The following is an 18,822-nucleotide window of genomic DNA, read 5'->3' on the forward strand; positions in this document are numbered from 1 at the left end:
AGCAAGAAAAAATCGACTGAAAGTGTCTCAGCTGATAAGAAAGACTCGCTTTATCCTAGAAAGCATCTCATTTTCTTCATTGAAAAAAGGTTTTCTTTCTGCTATAATCGTATAAAATACTTACTTTAGGAGTTCTTATGAAAGTTGTTAAATTTGGAGGTAGCTCTCTTGCCTCTGCTGGTCAATTAGAAAAAGTTTTAAACATCGTTAAAAGCGATCCAGAACGCCGTTTTGTAGTTGTTTCTGCACCTGGGAAGCGCAATTCCGAAGATACTAAGGTTACGGATGCCTTGATTAAATATTACCGCGACTATGTTGCTGGTAACGATATTAGCAAGAGCCAAAACTGGATTATCGACCGCTATGCTGCCATGGTTAGTGAACTAGGACTGAAGCCAGCTGTTCTAGAGAAAATTTCAAAAAGTATTCGTGCCTTGGCAAGTCTTCCTATCGAAGAAAACGAATTTCTCTACGATACTTTCCTAGCAGCGGGTGAAAACAACAATGCCAAATTGATTGCTGCCTACTTTAACCAAAACGGTATCGATGCACGCTATGTTCACCCTAGAGAAGCTGGGATTGTGGTAACAAGTGAACCTGGCAACGCTCGCATCATTCCATCAAGTTATGACAAGATTGAAGAATTGACAAATGCCAATGAAGTCCTTGTCATTCCTGGTTTCTTTGGTGTTACTAAGGAAAATCAAATCTGTACTTTCTCACGTGGAGGTTCAGACATTACGGGTTCTATCATTGCTGCTGGTGTCAAAGCTGACCTTTATGAAAACTTTACGGATGTTGATGGTATCTTTGCAGCCCACCCAGGAATTATTCACCAACCACACTCAATCCCTGAGTTGACCTACCGTGAAATGCGTGAATTGGCCTATGCAGGATTCTCAGTTCTTCATGACGAAGCCCTTTTACCTGCCTACCGTGGAAAAATCCCTCTGGTTATTAAGAATACCAATAACCCTGACCACCCAGGTACTCGTATCGTTCTAAAACATAGTAGTGATGAATTCCCAGTAGTAGGAATTGCTGGTGACTCTGGTTTTGTCAGCATCAACATGTCTAAATACCTCATGAACCGTGAGGTGGGATTTGGACGCAAGGTTCTTCAAATCCTTGAAGACCTTAACATCGGTTGGGAACACATGCCGACAGGTATCGACGATCTTTCGATTATCCTCCGTTCTCGTGAACTAACTCCTATCAAGGAAGAAGAAATCCTTCGTCAGTTGGTTCAAAAAGCTGAGGTAGACCATGCAGAAATCGAACACGACCTTTCAATCATTATGATTGTTGGTGAAAAGATGAAGAGCCATATCGGAGTGACTGCTACTGCAACACGCGCTCTATCTGAAAACAAGATCAACATCCAGATGATGTCTCAAGGTTCTAGTGAAGTTTCTATCATGTTCGTTGTCAATAAAGACCAAGAAAAAGCAGCTATTAAAGCCCTTTACAGTGCCTTTTTTGGCGAAAGTAAGGAAGACTAGACATGGCCCAATCTCTTAACAAAACAGTGCTTCTCAATACAACAGGCACCTCCTACCTCTCTATAGCTGGAAAAGTTGGGAAATTTCTTGTCGGAGATCAAGCTCTGGAATTTTACCCAGATGTCAACGTCGAACAATTTATCCAGATTCCTTGGAACCATATCAACCAAATTGGAGCTAATGTTACTGGTCGCAAAATCAGTCGCCACTTCGAAGTCTTTACAGACAGAGGAAAATTCCTCTTTGCCTCAAAAGACTCAGGTGCCATTCTTAAAATTGCTCGCGAAAAACTGGGCAATGACAAGGTCGTCAAACTTCCGACCCTGATTCAGACAATTAGCCAAAAATTTAAGAATCTATTTGCAAAAAAGTAGAAACTTTAGTATAATCATAGCAACGGATAAGTAGGTTATCTTCTTCTTTCAGAAAGTCTGCGGGTGCTGCGAGCAGATAGGAGGGATAGGTGAAATTCTACCGTTAGTAACAATTACATACACAATCAAGTGCACACCTGTGAAGTTGGATGGAACCGTGGCCCTGCCACTCCAACGCTTTGTCAGGGGTGCTTTTTTCATAAAGGAGTTCTTATGTTAGATATCAAACGTATTCGTACAGACTTTGATGCTGTCGCAGAAAAATTGGCTACACGTGGTGTAGATGCTGCTATCTTGAATGAGATGAAAGAAATCGATGCTAAACGTCGTGACATCTTGGTCAAGGTTGAAACTCTCAAAGCAGAACGTAACACAGTTTCAGCTGAGATTGCTCAAGCTAAGCGCAACAAGGAAAATGCAGATGACAAGATTGCTGCTATGCAAACTCTATCTGCTGAGGTTAAAGCCTTGGATGCTGAATTGGCAGAAATCGATGCTAAATTGACAGAATTTACCACTACTCTTCCAAACATCCCTGCTGACAGCGTTCCTGTTGGGGCTGACGAAGACGACAATGTGGAAGTCCGCCGTTGGGGCACTCCACGCGAGTTCGATTTCGAACCTAAAGCTCACTGGGATCTTGGTGAAGACCTTGGTATTCTTGACTGGGAACGCGGTGGTAAGGTAACAGGCGCTCGTTTCCTCTTCTATAAAGGTCTCGGTGCTCGTTTGGAGCGTGCTATCTATAACTTTATGTTGGATGAACATGGAAAAGAAGGCTATACAGAAGTCATCACACCTTACATGGTTAACCATGACTCTATGTTTGGGACTGGTCAATATCCAAAATTCAAGGAAGATACTTTTGAACTCAGCGATAGCAATTACGTCCTTATTCCTACAGCTGAAGTTCCTCTGACAAACTACTACCGTGATGAAATCCTTGACGGTAAAGACCTGCCAATCTACTTCACTGCTATGAGCCCATCATTCCGTTCTGAGGCTGGTTCAGCTGGTCGTGATACTCGTGGCTTGATTCGTTTGCACCAATTCCACAAGGTTGAAATGGTTAAATTTGCCAAACCAGAAGAATCTTACGAAGAATTGGAAAAAATGACAGCCAACGCTGAAAATATTCTTCAAAAACTCAACCTTCCATACCGTGTCGTTGCTCTCTCTACTGGAGATATGGGCTTCTCAGCTGCTAAAACTTACGACTTGGAAGTTTGGATTCCAGCCCAAAATACCTACCGTGAAATCTCAAGCTGTTCAAACACAGAAGATTTCCAAGCCCGTCGTGCCCAAATCCGTTACCGTGATGAAGCAGATGGCAAGGTGAAATTGCTCCATACCTTGAATGGTTCTGGACTTGCAGTTGGACGTACAGTGGCTGCTATTCTTGAAAACTACCAAAATGCAGATGGTTCTGTGACCATCCCAGAAGCACTTCGTCCATATATGGGTGGAGCTGAAGTTATCAAACCATAAAAAATAAGGTTTAGCTATTTCTAGCTAGACCTTTTTTCGTAACCAAATCAGATAAGCTCCTAATACAAAGAGCAAAATAATTAGGCAAATAACAGTTTCAGTCACTACCAGATAATCCAGAAATGGAAGTTTCAAGATTCCCTGAGCCATCTTGAGCGAAGTAGCTGTGATAATGGTTGGGAAGGTGAGGGCTGAAAAGGCTGGTTGAAAGCCTTGTTTTAAAATGTTGGGCAGGCGAGTTAAAACAAAGAAAAAGAAGAATTGGGAAGCCAAGATCATGACAATCAAGACCCAATTCGGTAGGCTAGCTCCTCCAACTCGAACTAGAGAAGCCAAGAGTAGAGAGAAAGGAGCACAGTAGATTCCTTCTTGACCAAGCAAGGCTAGTGGGAGTGGTTGTTTCTTTAAATCGCTATAAATAAGGGGATAGAGATAGAAGGTTAGGAGAAACCCAAAACTCAAGGTTGCATAGGCGATTTCGATGATACCGACAAGAGGATAGGTCAAAGCTGCCACTGCTATCCCCACATAAAGTACCGTCCAGCTAGGAGTTGCCTGAACCCTCTGACTTGGACAGGCAAACTTGATGGTGAAACCAGCAATCAAGGCCAAATCCAAGAGAAATGAAAACCACCAGAGCCCTTGCGCTACCAAGGAAAGATTGGGAAACAGGCGTAGGACATAAGTCGATAAAATCATCCCAGCCATGGGAAAGGTCGCCATTCCTGACAAAAGAGGAGGCTTGGTCAATTCTTGCTTAGTTTCCTTCCAATTAAAGAGATGCAGAATTAGAAAGTAAATCCACAAAATCAAACCTGTCAGACTAAAAAGATGTGACAGAACCGGCAATGTATCTAAAATAAGATTTCCAGCTCCTGCCAAACCTAGCAAACAACCAGAAAATACCAAAGGGAGTTTTTTCATCCTAACCTCCAATAATCATGTTAGTTTCAGTATAGCATAAAAGCGCTTAAATGAGGACTTAAAAAAACGAAGTCCGATTATTTCAGACTTCATTTTACTCAGATATGAATTAGGCATAAGGTTGCAATTCTGGGTTAATTGGGGTATTAGCTAGGTTGTTGGCATAGTTACAGAGGCTTGCTAGACTGACACCAAGAACCACATCCAAGGCATTTTGTTGGCTATAACCAACTTCTAGAAACTCAGCCAAGGCTTCATCTCCTACACGACCTTTGGTATTGATAACCGCCAAGGTAAACTTAGCTAGAGTGTCCAATTTAGGATCTGTTTCAATCGGAGTACGATTGCGAAGGGCTTGAAGAAGATCATCATTCATCTGGATTTGTTTGATGGAAAATGCTGTGTGACCTGCTACGCAGAAGGCACAACCATTAGTTACGGCTGCTGTGATTTGCACCACTTCACGTTCAACAGGTGTCAGGCTGTTGCGACGGTTGATAGCTCCGACAGTACGGTAAGCCTCTAGTGCAGTAGGAGCATTAGCCAAGAGACCAATTAGGTTAGGAATATAGCCATTGTTATCTTTTTGTACTGTTTCAAGAATTTCTTTCACTTCTGCTGGTGCTGATTCTACTGTATGGATGGTAAATGTTGTCATCATAAAACCTCTTTTCGTTTTGTTGAAACCTAGTCTATCACAGATTCTATACCGTGTATAATATATATTTTAAATTGCACTGATAGAATTTTTTTATGAAAGTAAAAAATCACACGAGTTGTGTGATTTCATTATTTATCAAAATACTTTTTAGTTTCAGCAATAACGACTGGTGACAAGACTAAGAGGGCAATCAAGTTTGGCAGAGCCATCAAGGCATTGACGATATCTGCAATAATCCAAACCATATCCAACTCGATAAATCCTCCCAACAAGACCATGAGCACAAAAACCACACGGTAAAGCCAGATAAAACGAACACCGAAGAGAAACTCGAAACAGCGTTCTCCATAGTAGTTCCAACCTAGAATCGTCGTAAAAGCAAAGAGTACAAGGAAGATGGTCAAGAGGGCAGGCCCAAAGTGTGAAAAAACTGTTGAGAAGGCTGACTGAGTCAAAGCCACTCCATTCAAATCACCACTCCAAACCCCAGTTACTAAGATGGTCAAACCAGTCAAGGTACAGATAATGAGAGTATCAATAAAGGTTCCTGTCATGGAAATCAAGCCTTGCTCTACTGGTTCATTTGTCTTAGCCGCAGCTGCTGCAATGGGAGCAGAACCCAGACCAGATTCGTTTGAGAATACACCACGCGCCACACCATTTTGAATAGCCATTCGAATGCTAGCGCCAGCAAAACCACCTACCGCAGCAACCGGACTAAAAGCGGATGTCAAGATTAAAGCGATTGTGGCAGGGATTTTCCCAATATTAAAGAAAATAACTGTAAGAGTTCCCAAAATATAGATGATGGCCATAAAAGGAACAACGGTTGTTGAAACCTTAGAGATGGACTTGAGTCCACCAAAGACGGCAATCGCTACAAAGACAGACAAAACGAGAGCGGTGATAGCTGGCGAAATAGTTGTCGTATTTTGGATAGATTCTGTAATCGAGTTGACTTGGGTAAAGGTCCCGATTCCCAATAAAGCTACTAACACACCTGCCAGGGCAAAGAAGATAGCAAGGGGACGCCACTTTTCTCCCATCCCTAGAAGAATATAGTGCATGGGACCTCCCGCTACTGCACCATGGTCGTCCTTGGTGCGGTATTTGATAGCTAACAGTCCTTCCGCATACTTGGTAGCCATCCCAAAGAAAGCCGCCATCCACATCCAAAAGAGAGCTCCTGGGCCACCGACCTTGATGGCCGTCGCCACCCCAATAATATTTCCCGTACCAACTGTCGCTGCGAGTGCTGTACACAAGGCCGCAAAACTGGATACATCGCCATGCCCCTTATCCTTGGTAAAAATAAGCTGGAAGGCCTTGGGCAGACGCAAAACCTGCAAGAATCCTAGACGGGCAGTTAGGTAAATCCCTGTTCCGACCAAGAGAATCAAGAGGGGTGGGCCCCAAGCAAAAGCATCGATTGATTTAAGCAATTCTAACATTCTATTCTCCTATCTTTTCAACCCCAAAAGAAAGAGCACATGCAAGATACATGTACTCTGGAATGCTTAGATAAATGCTAAAAAGCGGTCTATCCTAGCTCTGTCCTTTTACCTGAGAGTTTGAGCAGTTGCCTGCCTTGCCCCTTCGGTGCCTTTACGGTCTCTCCAGAGTTCCGTCCATTTACAGTCATGGAAAATCAAACGATTCCCCACTTCTATTAAACTTCATTCGGTGTTGGTATTTAATTGATTCTTATTTTACAAAAAATGTTGGCTTTTGTCAATGTGTTTATTAGTAAAACTTAATTCAACAGTTTTTACTGTGTAAATCCCGGAATACTTCTATCCTTTAAAGGTCACAATAGTTGCACCACTGCCTCCAGCATTTTGTGGGGCATAGCCGAAACTCTTGACATGTTTGTTTCTTTGTAGGTATTTGGTGACACCTTCACGGATGACACCTGTTCCAATACCATGGATGATATCAACTTGCGCCATATTATTGAGCAGGGCTTGGTCGATAAAGGCATCTAGCTCATTCATGGCTTCTTCATAGCGTTTACCTCGAAGATCCAGTCTTGCTTGTGGACCTCGGCCAGAAGTCCGTTTCACGACATTGACCTGTTTCTTCTTGACTTGCTTTTCTTGCTGGGCTTGAACAAGGTCAAATTCTTTCTCTTCCAAGGTCATCTTGATCAAGCCAACTTGGGCTTCCCAGCGGCCATCCTTGAGTTGACTGGTCAAGGTACCACGCTGTCCATAACTGAGAACCACGATATCATCTCCCACCTTTGGAGCTCGTTTTTTCTTGGCCTTTTGAAGGACCTTGTTTTGAGACAAATCTACTTTTTCAGGAGCCAATTTTTTTAACTTGGTCTTGGCTTCAATGATTTCATGGGGTTTGAGTTGAGATTTACTATGGAGATTCTTGAGAATCTGGTCACTCTCACTTAGGGCCATGTCCACAATCTCAGCAGCCTGTTCACGCGCCTTGTTGAGCTCAGTTTCCTTTTCACGATTGAGCTCGTTGTAGAGTTTTTTGAGCGCTCGGTTCATCTTGAGATTTTCTTGCTCCACCTCACGGATATTGTCCAAGCGTTTGCGACTCTCTAGCGTCTGCTCTTCCAGTTGCTCAATAATCCGGTTGACATCATTGTCCTGATCGACCTGCTGGCTAGCATCCCCTACGATAACTTCAGATAGGCCTAAACGTTTAGCAATTTCAAAGGCATTACTTCGGCCAGGGACTCCCTGCATAAAGCGATAAGTCGGGCGAAGAGTCGCAGTATCAAACTCCATACTGGCGTTTTGGACAAAAGCTGTCTCGATACCATAGGCCTTGAGCTCAGGATAGTGGGTGGTGGCCATGGTCTTGACTTGACGCAAGCGAAGGTCCTCCAGAATAGCCATGGCAAGGGCGGCTCCTTCTTGAGGATCTGTACCAGCACCCAACTCATCCAAGAGTAAGAGGGAATGTTGGTTGACCTTACCAAGAATATCCACGATATTGGTCATGTGGCTAGAGAAGGTAGACAAGCTCTGCTCAATAGACTGCTCATCACCAATATCAGCAAAGATTTCTTCAAAAATACCCACACGGCTTCCCTTATCTGCTAAAATCGGCAAACCGGACTGGGCCATAACCTGCGTCAAGCCCAGAGTTTTGAGCATGATGGTCTTACCACCAGTATTGGGACCTGTGATAACAATGGCTGTTAAATCTTGACCAAAGTGGACATCATTTGCGACAGCATTTTTGACCAAAGGATGGCAGACATGGAGCAGTTGAATCTCCTGATTTTCTGACAGCTGAGGCACGACTGCTTGTCTTTCTTGAATGAAGCGGACCTTAGCACGAATCAAATCTAGATGACCGATAATCCAAGCGTCGTTGGCAATCTCAGCCGCATGAGGACGGACACGTTCAGAAATTTCTTGGAGAATGCGAAGCATTTCATAGCGCTCATCTGCTCGCAGACTGGCAATTTCTTCGCTCAGTTTGACCACCTCACGGGGTTCGATATAGACGGTGTTTCCGCTGGCAGAAATATCATGGACGACACCTGCAATCTTGTTACGATAAGTGTTTTTGACTGGTAAAACCTGACGGCCATTTCTGCTAGCAACAATCCCTTCCGTCAACATCTGCGCTTTTTGCTTGAGCAAATCTTGCAAGACATCGCGTACCTGACTCTCGCTATCATGGATTTTTCGACGGATTCGCGCCAATTCTTCACTGGCGAAATTTTCAATGAAACCCGCATCATTAAAGGCCTGAAGATTTCCTTGTAATTGCGGAAAATCATGTAATTTCTCAAACCAAAGGGCTAACTCTTCCAAGCTGACATTTTCCAGATTAGCATAAAAACTTTGAAGCTCTCGGCTAGCAAGAAGTACGCGCTTCAAGAGTAGGAACTCCTCGATATTGAGGTCCGCCCCCATCTCCAAACGCTTGCAGACTCCTGCAATTTCCTTGGTTGCGAGAATGGTAAAATGCGGTTGCTCAACAAAAAGAGCCTGCATTTCCTTCATCTCAGCAAAAGCCTGTTTGATTTTATCTGCTTTGGCAGTCGGAGCCAGCTGCCTCAATTGCTCCAAGCCCTGCTCAGTCAACAAATGGGGTTCAAACAAGGCCTTTACCTTATTGAACTCTAATGTTTCTAATATTTTCTTGTTCATCTTTATTTCCTTGTCTTTGAATGTCTAGGTGTGGTATACTCAATGAAAATCAAAAAGCAAACTAGGAAGCTAGCCTCAGGTTGCTCAAAACAGTGTTTTGAGGTTGCAAATGGAAGCTGACGTGGTTTGAAGAGATTTTCGAAGAGTATTAGCTTTTTACATTCTGATAGATTCGAGTCAAATCTGTAAACAAAGGGCTAGGAAAACTCCTGCCCTTTTTATCCGATTAAATTTGTCACCCAGATTTGTTTGAGCCAACTGGTTGTTACTGGTATGCTCTGGATGATGTGTTTTGCGACGATACTCTTTTCAAGAGGATTTTGTATAGCTGCCATGGGGATGGTCGCCAAGATGGTCAAGGCCATTTGTAAGACAAATAAGGTCACCAACATGGACAAGATCCCTGCTGAAACTTGGAACAACTTACCACCCAGTTTTTTACTAGGAATCAAGTGTAAGAGGAGACCAAGCAAACGACCGATGCTATAGACAATCCCAAATACAAGCAAGTAGCCGGTCCCTGCATAAAAGACCTTATCCAACTGAAAGAGTTGATCCGATGGGAAAAAGAAAGTCCCCTGACCTTCCTGCGGATTTGCATAAGGGAGCAATAAATGGAATTGTTCTCCCAGCCCCTTGTAAAACTGGCCAGCCATAAAAGCCGATGCCATGGCTGAAATCAGATAATAAACCTGTAAGAGCAGGCCTCTCCGATAGCCGATATAGAATCCCCAAGCCAAGACCAATAGAAGAAGGAGTGAAATCATAAGGAATCCTCAATCTTGCTCTGTTCTTGCTTACAAGTCACAAGCTTGTGACGGAGTTCTTCTAACTCTTGCTCCTTATCGTCAAATTCAATCTCACGGCTGAGTTGAGTTGACAAACAGTTGACTGCCAACAAAAGAGCGATTGTTTCATCATCTGCGCTAGGCATTTGTTCTTTAATTGCTTGGTATTTTTCTGTCGCAACCTTGGCGATTTCCTCCATAAAAAGGTTATCATGTTCGCTTGTCAAGGTTAATGATTTTTTCCCGAATGTAAATTTGAATCGATTTAGATTTGCCATAAAATTCACCTCACGATATTATACCAAAATTCGCTAATTTTGTCAGTTTTTACAAATTTGCCTGCTTTTATGGTACAATAGAAACTATGGCAAGTATAACACTCACACCAAGCGAAAAGGAGATCCAGGCTTTTCTTAAACACTATCAAACCAGTCTGGCTCCCAGTAAGAATCCCTATATCCGCTACTTTTTGAGGCTGCCTCAGGCAACGGCTTCTATCTATACTTCTGGAAAGGTCTTGCTTCAGGGTGAAGGGGCTGAGAAATACGCCAGTTTCTTTGGCTATCAAGTTGTAGAGCAAACCAGCGGACAAAATCTCCCTTTGATCGGGACGGATGAGGTAGGGAATGGTTCCTACTTTGGTGGACTGGCTGTCGTGGCTTCCTTTGTCACACCTGACCAGCATGCCTTCTTGCGAAAACTCGGTGTGGGAGATTCTAAAACTCTGACCGACCAAAAGATTCGTCAGATTGCCCCTATCCTCAAAGAAAAAATCCAACACCAGGCACTGCTTCTCTCACCAAGCAAGTACAACGAGGTCATCGGAGAACGCTACAATGCTGTTTCGGTTAAAGTTGCCCTCCATAACCAGGCAATCTATCTCCTTCTTCAAAAAGGCATTCAGCCTGAGAAAATTGTGATTGATGCCTTTACCAGTGCTAAAAATTATGACAAGTACTTGGCACAAGAGGCCAATCGTTTCAGCAATCCTATCAGCTTAGAAGAAAAGGCCGAGGGCAAATACTTGGCTGTCGCAGTTTCTTCTATCATTGCGCGTGATCTCTTTCTGGAAAATCTTGAAAATCTGGGACGAGAACTGGGCTATCAACTTCCAAGTGGAGCTGGAACGGCTTCTGACAAGGTGGCTAGCCAGATTTTGCAAGCCTATGGTATGCAGGGTCTCAACTTCTGCGCCAAACTGCACTTTAAAAATACTGAAAAAGCGAAAAAACGCTTAGAAAGGTAAGTTATGAATTCATTTAAAAATTTCCTAAAAGAGTGGGGAGTGTTCCTCCTGATTCTGTCATTATTAGCTTTAAGCCGTATCTTTTTCTGGAGTAACGTTCGTGTAGAAGGACATTCCATGGATCCAACTCTAGCAGATGGTGAAATCCTCTTTGTTGTCAAACACCTCCCTATTGACCGTTTTGATATCGTGGTGGCTCATGAGGAAGATGGCAATAAGGATATCGTTAAGCGCGTGATTGGAATGCCTGGCGACACCATCCGTTACGAAAACGATAAACTTTACATCAATGATAAAGAGACGGACGAGCCTTACCTAGCTGACTACATCAAACGTTTCAAGGATGACAAACTCCAAAGCACCTACTCAGGTAAAGGGTTTGAAGGAAATAAAGGAACTTTCTTTAGAAGTATCGCTCAAAAAGCGCAAGCCTTCACAGTTGATGTCAACTATAATACCAACTTTAGCTTTACTGTCCCAGAAGGAGAATACCTTCTCCTCGGAGATGACCGCTTGGTTTCGAGCGACAGCCGCCATGTAGGTACTTTTAAAGCAAAAGATATCACAGGGGAAGCTAAATTCCGCTTCTGGCCAATCACCCGTATCGGAACATTTTAAGAGACCTAAGAGGCCGAGAATCAAGAATCTCAGCCTCTTCTTCTATCGTGAGAATATGATTATTCACTATCCAGTTTGATTAAGATAGAAACAAAGTTATACTCAATGAAAATCAAAGAGCAAACTAGGAAGCTAGCCGCAGGTTGCTCAAAACAGTGTTTTGAGGTTGCAGATGAAAGCTGACGTGGTTTGAAGAGATTTTCGAAGAGTATTAACTCTCACCTATTTATGCAAAGGAATCTTATGGAAGTTTATTTTTCAGGAACCATTGAACGGATTATTTTTGAAAATCCCAGCAATTTTTATCGCATCCTCCTCCTAGAAATCGAAGATACGGACGCAGAAGATTTTGATGATTTTGAAATTATTGTCACCGGCACCATGGCTGATGTGATTGAGGGAGAAGACTATACTTTTTGGGGACAAATTGTCCAGCACTCCAAGTATGGGGAGCAACTGCAAATCAGTCGTTATGAACGTGCAAAACCAACTAGCAAGGGCTTGGTCAAGTACTTTTCAAGTAGCCATTTCAAGGGAATTGGTCTCAAGACAGCTCAGAAAATCGTGGATACCTATGGCGACAATACCATTGACGAAATTCTGCAACACCCAGAAAAGCTAGAAGGCATCTCAGGACTCTCTGCCAAAAATCGCGAGGCTTTCGTCTCCACTCTTCGTCTCAACTACGGAACAGAGATGGTTTTGGCAAAACTAGCCAACTACGGCATTCCTAACAAACTAGCCTTCCAGATTCAAGACTTTTACAAGGAAGAAACTCTTGATGTGGTTGAAAATTATCCCTATCAGCTGGTTGAGGATATCAAGGGCTTGGGCTTTACTATTGCTGACCAATTAGCGGAGGAACTAGGCATCGAAAGTCAGGCTCCTGAACGCTTCCGCGCCGGTCTAGTTCACAGTCTTTTTCAGGCCTGTATGGAAACAGGGGACACCTATGTTGAAGCACGGGATCTGCTAGAACAAACCCTTACTCTCCTTGAGTCTTCCCGCCCCGTGGAACTGGATCCCAGCCAAGTGGCCCAAGAACTCTCCTACCTGATCGAAGAAGACAAGGTTCAGCAGATTGATACCAAAATTTTTGACAACAGCCTCTTTTTCGCTGAGGAAGGCATCCGCAGTCACTTGGTTCGTATCCTTGAAAAAGGAAAACAGAAGAGCCAGGATTTAGAAACCATTCAAAAACATATCACTACTGTCGAGCAAGAACTGGAGATTGAGTATGATCACATTCAAAAACAAGCTATCTGTGATGCTATCCAAAACAAGGTCTTTATCCTAACAGGTGGACCTGGTACTGGTAAAACAACTGTTATCAATGGGATCATCGCTGTATATGCCCTTTTAGAAGGACTTGACCTCAGGAAAAAAAGCAATCTGCCCATTCTTCTTGCTGCTCCAACTGGACGAGCAGCTCGTCGCATGAATGAATTGACAGGCTTGCCTAGCGCGACTATACACCGCCACTTGGGAATGACAGGTGACGATGATACCAGTCATCTGGAAGATTATCTGGATGCCGACTTTATCATCGTGGATGAATTTTCCATGGTGGATACTTGGCTGGCCAATCAACTCTTCTCCAACATCTCTTCTAACAGTAAAATTCTCATCGTGGGAGACAGTGACCAGCTACCGTCTGTCAGTCCTGGACAGGTTCTAGCTGACCTGCTTCATATTCCTTTGATTCCTCAGACTCGCTTGGAAAAAATTTATCGGCAAAGCGAAGAATCAACCATCGTCACCCTAGCTAGTCAAATTCGACAGGGCATCTTGCCAGCCGATTTCACCCAGAAAAAAGCAGACCGTTCCTACTTTGAAATTGCTAGCGGCCATATTCCAGCTACCATTGAAAAGATCTTAGGCGCTGCCCTCAGAAGTGGCATCCCTGCCCGTGATATCCAAGTTCTGGCTCCCATGTACCGAGGGACAGCAGGGATTGATGCTATCAACCAGCTCATGCAAGACCTGCTCAATCCACCACAAAAAGATCAACTTAGTTTTGAAGCTCCCCAGTGCCACTATCGCAAGGGAGACAAGGTCATTCACTTGGTCAACGATGCTGAAATCAATGTCTTTAATGGGGATCTAGGAGCCATCACAGACCTGATTCCTGGTAAATACACCGAGTCGAAACAAGATGAGATTGTCATTGATTTTGATGGCAATGAGGTCTCTTACCCACGTAACGAATGGTATAAGATTCGTTTGGCCTATGCCATGAGTATCCATAAGTCTCAGGGAAGTGAGTTCCCTGTTGTCATCCTACCAATCACCAGTGCTAGTAGGCGTATGCTGGAGCGAAATCTCATCTATACAGCCATTACACGCGCCAAAAGCAAGCTTATCTTACTAGGCGAATTACAGGCCTTTGACTATGCTACCCAGCACATCGGAACTGCCCGAAAAACCTATCTGATTGAACGCTTCAGTGATTTATTGGAGAATGTTGAAGAAAAGCAACAAACTGTCTCAGAAACTACCACATCAAGTGCATCTGAACAATCCTACATCCTGACCGAAGAAAATTGGGACAGCATCCCCGCCATGATTGGGATTACAGACGCAGACCTCAAAGAGATTTTTGGAAAATAGTGCATAAGAAAACCCACCAATTCAGGTGGGATTTTTGTTTATTAATACTCAATGAAAATCAAAGAGCAAACTAGGAAGCTAGCCGCAAGCTGTACTTGAGTACGGTAAGGCGACGCTGACGTGGTTTGAAGAGATTTTCGAAGAGTATAAGATTATTTAACTGTTGCTGTGCTTGTAATCAATTCAACAGCTTTTTTGATTGTGATATCGTGTTTCAACATATCAGCTGAAAGCAAGCTTTGTACTTGAGCAACTTCCATGTTGTAGTCTGCTGCCAATTGCTCAACTTCTTTTTGGATTTCTTCTTCTGAAGCGTCAAATCCTTCAGCTTTGGCAACTGCTTCGATAACAAGGTTAGTCTTAGTACGTGACTCAGCTTCTGCTTGGTATTGATTGTGAAGGTCTTCTTGAGTAGTTCCAGTGATTTGGAAGTACATGTCAGGGTTGATACCTTGACGTTGCAAGTTTCCAAGGAATTCGTTTACTGAGCGGTGAACTTCTTCATGAATCATTTCTTCTGGAAGTTCTACGATTTCAGCGTTTTCTACAGCTTTATCAATTGCTGCACCTTCAACTGCATCTTTGTAAGCTTCTTCTTTAGCAGCAGCCAATTCGTTACGGTATTTTTCTTTCAATTCAGCAAGTGTTTCAACTTCTTCGTCGATGTCTTTTGCAAGTTCATCGTCAAGAGCTGGAACTTCTTTAGCTTTTACTTCGTGGATAGTTGTTACGAATTTAGCTTCTTTACCTGCAAGGTCTTCTGCTTGGTAGTCTTCTGGGAATGTTACGATAACGTCAACAGTTTCACCAGCTGAGTGACCTACCAATTGGTCTTCGAAACCAGGGATGAATTGACCTGAACCAAGTCCAAGTGAGAAGTTTTCACCTTTTCCGCCGTCAAATTCAACACCGTCGATAGAACCAACAAAGTCAATCACAACAGTATCACCGTTTTCAGCAGCAGCTTCTTTGATAACCAATTCAGCCAAGTTGTTGCGTTCACGTTCGATACGCTCTTCAACGTCAGCGTCTGTTACTTCTTTTTCTACATCAACTGATACTTCAAGGTTTTTGTAGTCACCCAATTTTACTTCAGGTTTTGTAACAACTTCAGCAGTGATAACCCAGTCTTGACCTTTTTCCATTGAAGTTACGTCAATTTTTGGTTGAGCAACCACTTCAAGACCAGCTTCTTTTACAGCTGCTTCATAAGCATTTGGCAAAAGAGCGTTCATAACGTCTTGATAAAGTGACTCTTCACCAAATTTTTTGTCGAAGATAGGACGTGGAAGGTGACCTTTACGGAAACCTGGAACATTAAGAGATTTCTTCACTGAGTTGAAGACACGATCCAATTCTGGTTTGATTTGGTCTTGAGAGATAGTGAAAGTCAAGACACCACGGTTTGTTTCTTTGTTTTCAAATGATACAGACATTCTGTCATTTCTCCTTAAAATTTTTTAAATACAGTCTATTATAACATAAATGAGCGACTTTTTTCAAGTAATGAATGTGCTTTTCAATGATGGGAGAGGTACTTGCTTGCTTCTTTGATACTAAGTTCAGCCATTCTTTCCTTGTTTTTCTCAATGAAGCATGCTACCCAAGCTGGATTCGTTTTGGAGTAGTCTCTCAGAGCCCAGCCAATGGCTTTATTGATAAAGAATTCTGTTTGATTCAAATTATGAAGCAGAATCTTTTCCATTAACTGAACATTGGTCTTCTCTTTTCTTAACAACTGGTGGTCAATAGCGACTCGTCTCAGCCAGATATTGTCTGACAGGCTCCATTGGAGGATTATTTTTTCCAGTTCCTGCTTCTCATACACCCAACTCCCTACTACTCGATCTAGGATATCCACCGTATCCCACCAAGACTTGGTAACAACCAACTGCTCTAGTTTAGGCAAATCGCTGTCCTTTAGATAAGAATGCATTGCTTTCAAATAATTGGCAGCCACATACTGGTATTCTCTAGACTCTTTTTCCCAGCAAGTATCTACAAAATCCCAATCGATAATCTTTGTTTTTTTCGCTTCTAGAAAGGAAAATTGATGGCGCATATAGGCCTCCATAGGCCATGCTTTTTTAGGATCTTTTGCTGCTTCTAACTCCTCAAGTAAATCTGTTAGACTCATCTAAAACTCCTCATGCCCCACCAAGTGGTGCTGAAAAGCATAGACCGCAGCTTGTGTACGATCGCTAACCTCAAGTTTGGCAAGAATGTTAGACACGTGCGTCTTGACCGTCTTGAGAGAGATAAAAAGTTCGTCTGCGATGCGCTGATTTTCGTAGCCCTTGGCGATGAGTTGGAGAACATCTCGCTCACGCGTAGTCAGGTCCTCATGTAGTTCTATGTGATTGCGATGGTATTCGACCTTCTTGCTGACCTCTTGTTCAATAGCCAGCTCGCCAGCAGCCACCTTACGGACGGCATGGAGCAGTTCGTCTGCACTAGAAGTCTTGAGCATATAGCCTTTGGCACCAGCATTCAAAACCGGCATGATTTTTTCATTGTCCAAGTAAGAAGTCACAATCAAAATCTTGGCTTCAGGCCATTCTTTGAGGATGGCCAAAGTCGCGTCAATTCCATTCATTTCAGGCATGACGATATCCATGACAATAACATCTGGACGCAATTTCAAGGCTAAGTCAACACCCTGAAACCCGTTGGACGCTTCCCCTACAACTTCTACATCGTCTTGGAGGTCAAAGTAGCTTTTCAAGCCCAATCGGACCATTTCATGGTCATCTACTAGTAAAATTTTCATCTTTACTCCTTTATCATTCCTTATCGAGCAGGGGAATACGGATATCAACTGCCAGCCCTTGCTTGGGAGCTGTTAATAACTGAACCGTCCCTGCCATATCTTCAACCCGCTCCTTGATATTGCGGAGTCCATAACTCAAGTCGTCTAAGCTCCCCAACTGGAAACCAAGCCCATTGTCCACCACCTTCAGCTGCAATTCAACATCTGTCTGATAGAGATAGACATCCAAGCAAGAGGCCTGGGCATGGCGGAGGGTATTGCTGATCAACTCTTGCAGGATACGGAAGATATGCTCCTCAATTTTCTTAGGTAATTTCGTTACATTTTGCTTAAGACTAACTCTGAGATCACTCTTGTCCTCAAGCTCTTTTAAGAGGATTTGAATTCCCTCAACCAGACTCTTTTGCTCCAGTTCAACTGGTCGCAAGTGCAGGAGCAAGACCCGCAAGTCCTTCTGGGCTGTTTCAAGGATGGCTGTGACGCTCTGCAACTGGGTCTGCATCTTTTCTCTATCCAATTTCAAAGACTGCTGGCTGACACCTGACAAAATCATGTGGGCCGCAAACAACTCCTGACTGACTGTATCGTGCAAATCCCGAGCAATCCGCTTCCGTTCTTTCTCGATGATTTCCTCTTCCTGAGCAAGACTCTGATTTTCTGCTTTTTGAAGAGCTTCTGTCAAAAGATTAAGTTTACCTGACAAGGACTTGAAACTGGCATCCAAATCTGGATCTGCAAGCTGAATCACTTCTTTCCCTGCCAACAAACGCTTGAGATTAGCCTGCATTTTTCTTAGAGAAAGCTCTTCCACACCTCGCCAAAACAGGGCTAAGAGAAAGGTCATGGACATACTGAATACCAACAACAAAAAAATAAATTTTTCTGTTTTTTCGACATCGTGCAAGAAAATAGACCAGTCAAAGTCAAGGATTTCCAGCAAACTGTGGGAGAAAAATAAGACAAACAGGATGGAAGTGAGAGTAATGATTACATAAGCTTGTTTTTTCATCCTCTGACCACCTCAACATCCCCAATCACAGTAGTCAAGAAAATCTTGACACTCTTGTTACTCTTGAGATAATCTCTCGTTTCCTGATGATAGTGTTCATTGCGGAGGGCTCGCTTGGGCTGGTTGAAAAAATTCAAATCCCCATAGAGACAATTAACACTGAGACTGACTTCTACATCTACAGGCACAATGATTTTGGTCGTGCCTACCATCTTTCTAAGGATAATAACATTGTCATGATTGGTTAGAATGACCCTCTCCAGATGAATAGTGTCCTTCCCCATGAGACGAAAGAGATTGATATCATCAAATTGGCAAGTCTGGTAACTTGAAAAATGATGGAGATTTCCAAACCAACGATTTTTCTCCTTCTTAACCGTCACCACCTCTTCAAAAACCAAATTGGTTTGCTCTTTTTCCTGATTCATCATCGGGTAAAGAAGAAAGAGACTGTATATAACCGCAACAAAAATAGCTAAAATCACAAAAGGATTGAGCATGACGATGAAAAAGAAGAGAATGGTTGCCACCACCAAAAGGAGGTTATTGCCCTCTTTACCAGTGTAATAGCGAATCAAAAGTAAAAAGAGGAATAGAATCAGCAGAAAACGCGAAAAATGCTCTGAAACCATCAACATCAGAGCTCCCGTCAACAGACAGGCTTCGATAAATAAAAAGATTTTAAATTTTCTCATAGGTTCA

Annotated in this window: 17 protein-coding genes and 1 riboswitch; of the genes, 6 read left to right on the forward strand and 11 right to left on the reverse strand. The window is 43.0% G+C overall.

Annotated elements, in window-relative coordinates:
• Nucleotides 1-137 precede the first annotated feature (137 nt).
• From N8L33_RS06825 to serS, 3 genes are all read left to right on the forward strand, one after another.
• Entirely contained in the window at nucleotides 138-1,502 is a 1,365-nt protein-coding gene (locus N8L33_RS06825; RefSeq protein WP_261059357.1) for an aspartate kinase, read from the forward strand.
• A 2-nt stretch (nucleotides 1,503-1,504) separates the two neighbouring features.
• On the forward strand, nucleotides 1,505-1,876 hold the full coding sequence (locus tag N8L33_RS06830) for a DUF956 family protein (protein ID WP_000079346.1): 372 nt from the start codon (nucleotides 1,505-1,507) through the stop codon (nucleotides 1,874-1,876).
• A 213-nt stretch (nucleotides 1,877-2,089) separates the two neighbouring features.
• Entirely contained in the window at nucleotides 2,090-3,364 is a 1,275-nt protein-coding gene (gene serS / locus N8L33_RS06835) for a serine--tRNA ligase (RefSeq protein WP_261054489.1), read from the forward strand.
• Nucleotides 3,365-3,388: 24 nt separating this feature from the next.
• On the opposite strand, the gene N8L33_RS06840 is transcribed toward serS, so the two are convergent.
• The 6 genes from N8L33_RS06840 to zapA all read right to left on the reverse strand — a co-directional run bounded on the left by N8L33_RS06840 (nucleotide 3,389) and on the right by zapA (nucleotide 10,145).
• The gene (locus tag N8L33_RS06840) at nucleotides 3,389-4,288 is read right to left on the reverse strand and encodes a TDT family transporter (RefSeq protein WP_261059359.1); all 900 of its coding nucleotides are present in this window, start codon (nucleotides 4,286-4,288) and stop codon (nucleotides 3,389-3,391) included.
• Between the two features lie 109 nt (nucleotides 4,289-4,397).
• Entirely contained in the window at nucleotides 4,398-4,946 is a 549-nt protein-coding gene (locus N8L33_RS06845) for a carboxymuconolactone decarboxylase family protein (RefSeq protein ID WP_261059407.1), read from the reverse strand.
• Between the two features lie 131 nt (nucleotides 4,947-5,077).
• Nucleotides 5,078-6,400 carry an alanine/glycine:cation symporter family protein gene (locus N8L33_RS06850; RefSeq protein ID WP_261059361.1) on the reverse strand — a complete coding sequence of 441 codons (1,323 nt, stop codon included), beginning with the start codon at nucleotides 6,398-6,400 and terminating at the stop codon, nucleotides 5,078-5,080.
• A 90-nt stretch (nucleotides 6,401-6,490) separates the two neighbouring features.
• A riboswitch (glycine riboswitch) is annotated at nucleotides 6,491-6,579 on the reverse strand.
• A 163-nt stretch (nucleotides 6,580-6,742) separates the two neighbouring features.
• Nucleotides 6,743-9,079 (reverse strand): endonuclease MutS2, encoded by a 2,337-nt coding sequence (locus N8L33_RS06855; protein WP_261059363.1) that lies wholly within the window; start codon nucleotides 9,077-9,079, stop codon nucleotides 6,743-6,745.
• 218 nt (nucleotides 9,080-9,297) lie between these two features.
• A complete protein-coding gene (locus tag N8L33_RS06860) occupies nucleotides 9,298-9,846 on the reverse strand; it encodes a CvpA family protein (RefSeq protein ID WP_261059365.1) in 549 nt (182 codons plus the stop codon).
• Nucleotides 9,843-10,145, reverse strand: coding sequence for a cell division protein ZapA (gene zapA / locus N8L33_RS06865; protein ID WP_000002019.1), 303 nt, complete (start codon nucleotides 10,143-10,145; stop codon nucleotides 9,843-9,845). Before zapA ends, N8L33_RS06860 begins: the two co-directional genes overlap by 4 nt.
• Nucleotides 10,146-10,231: 86 nt before the next feature.
• Between zapA and rnhC the strand changes: the two genes are divergently transcribed.
• From rnhC to recD2, 3 genes are all read left to right on the forward strand, one after another.
• A complete protein-coding gene (gene rnhC / locus N8L33_RS06870; protein WP_261059367.1) occupies nucleotides 10,232-11,113 on the forward strand; it encodes a ribonuclease HIII in 882 nt (293 codons plus the stop codon).
• 3 nt (nucleotides 11,114-11,116) lie between these two features.
• Nucleotides 11,117-11,731: a signal peptidase I gene (gene lepB / locus N8L33_RS06875; RefSeq protein ID WP_261059369.1), complete on the forward strand. Its 615-nt coding sequence runs from the start codon at nucleotides 11,117-11,119 to the stop codon at nucleotides 11,729-11,731.
• 243 nt (nucleotides 11,732-11,974) lie between these two features.
• Complete coding sequence (gene recD2 / locus N8L33_RS06880) at nucleotides 11,975-14,341, forward strand: SF1B family DNA helicase RecD2 (RefSeq protein WP_261059370.1); 2,367 nt, start codon at nucleotides 11,975-11,977, stop codon at nucleotides 14,339-14,341.
• Nucleotides 14,342-14,493: 152 nt separating this feature from the next.
• Here recD2 and tig read toward each other — a convergent pair whose 3' ends face one another.
• The 5 genes from tig to liaF all read right to left on the reverse strand — a co-directional run bounded on the left by tig (nucleotide 14,494) and on the right by liaF (nucleotide 18,815).
• Nucleotides 14,494-15,777 (reverse strand): trigger factor, encoded by a 1,284-nt coding sequence (gene tig / locus N8L33_RS06885; RefSeq protein ID WP_000116491.1) that lies wholly within the window; start codon nucleotides 15,775-15,777, stop codon nucleotides 14,494-14,496.
• Nucleotides 15,778-15,860: 83 nt separating this feature from the next.
• Nucleotides 15,861-16,478, reverse strand: a complete 618-nt coding sequence (locus tag N8L33_RS06890) for a DNA alkylation repair protein (RefSeq protein ID WP_261059372.1) — start codon at nucleotides 16,476-16,478, stop codon at nucleotides 15,861-15,863.
• On the reverse strand, nucleotides 16,479-17,111 hold the full coding sequence (locus N8L33_RS06895; RefSeq protein WP_261059373.1) for a response regulator transcription factor: 633 nt from the start codon (nucleotides 17,109-17,111) through the stop codon (nucleotides 16,479-16,481). It lies immediately after the preceding gene.
• 13 nt (nucleotides 17,112-17,124) lie between these two features.
• Nucleotides 17,125-18,120 carry an envelope stress sensor histidine kinase LiaS gene (locus tag N8L33_RS06900; RefSeq protein ID WP_261059376.1) on the reverse strand — a complete coding sequence of 332 codons (996 nt, stop codon included), beginning with the start codon at nucleotides 18,118-18,120 and terminating at the stop codon, nucleotides 17,125-17,127.
• Nucleotides 18,117-18,815: a cell wall-active antibiotics response protein LiaF gene (gene liaF, locus N8L33_RS06905; RefSeq protein ID WP_261059377.1), complete on the reverse strand. Its 699-nt coding sequence runs from the start codon at nucleotides 18,813-18,815 to the stop codon at nucleotides 18,117-18,119. The genes N8L33_RS06900 and liaF overlap by 4 nt, the downstream gene beginning before the upstream one ends.
• Nucleotides 18,816-18,822: the final 7 nt, after the last annotated feature.

The sequence above is a fragment of the Streptococcus mitis genome, from assembly GCF_946188695.1.
GTDB lineage: Bacteria > Bacillota > Bacilli > Lactobacillales > Streptococcaceae > Streptococcus > Streptococcus mitis_DF.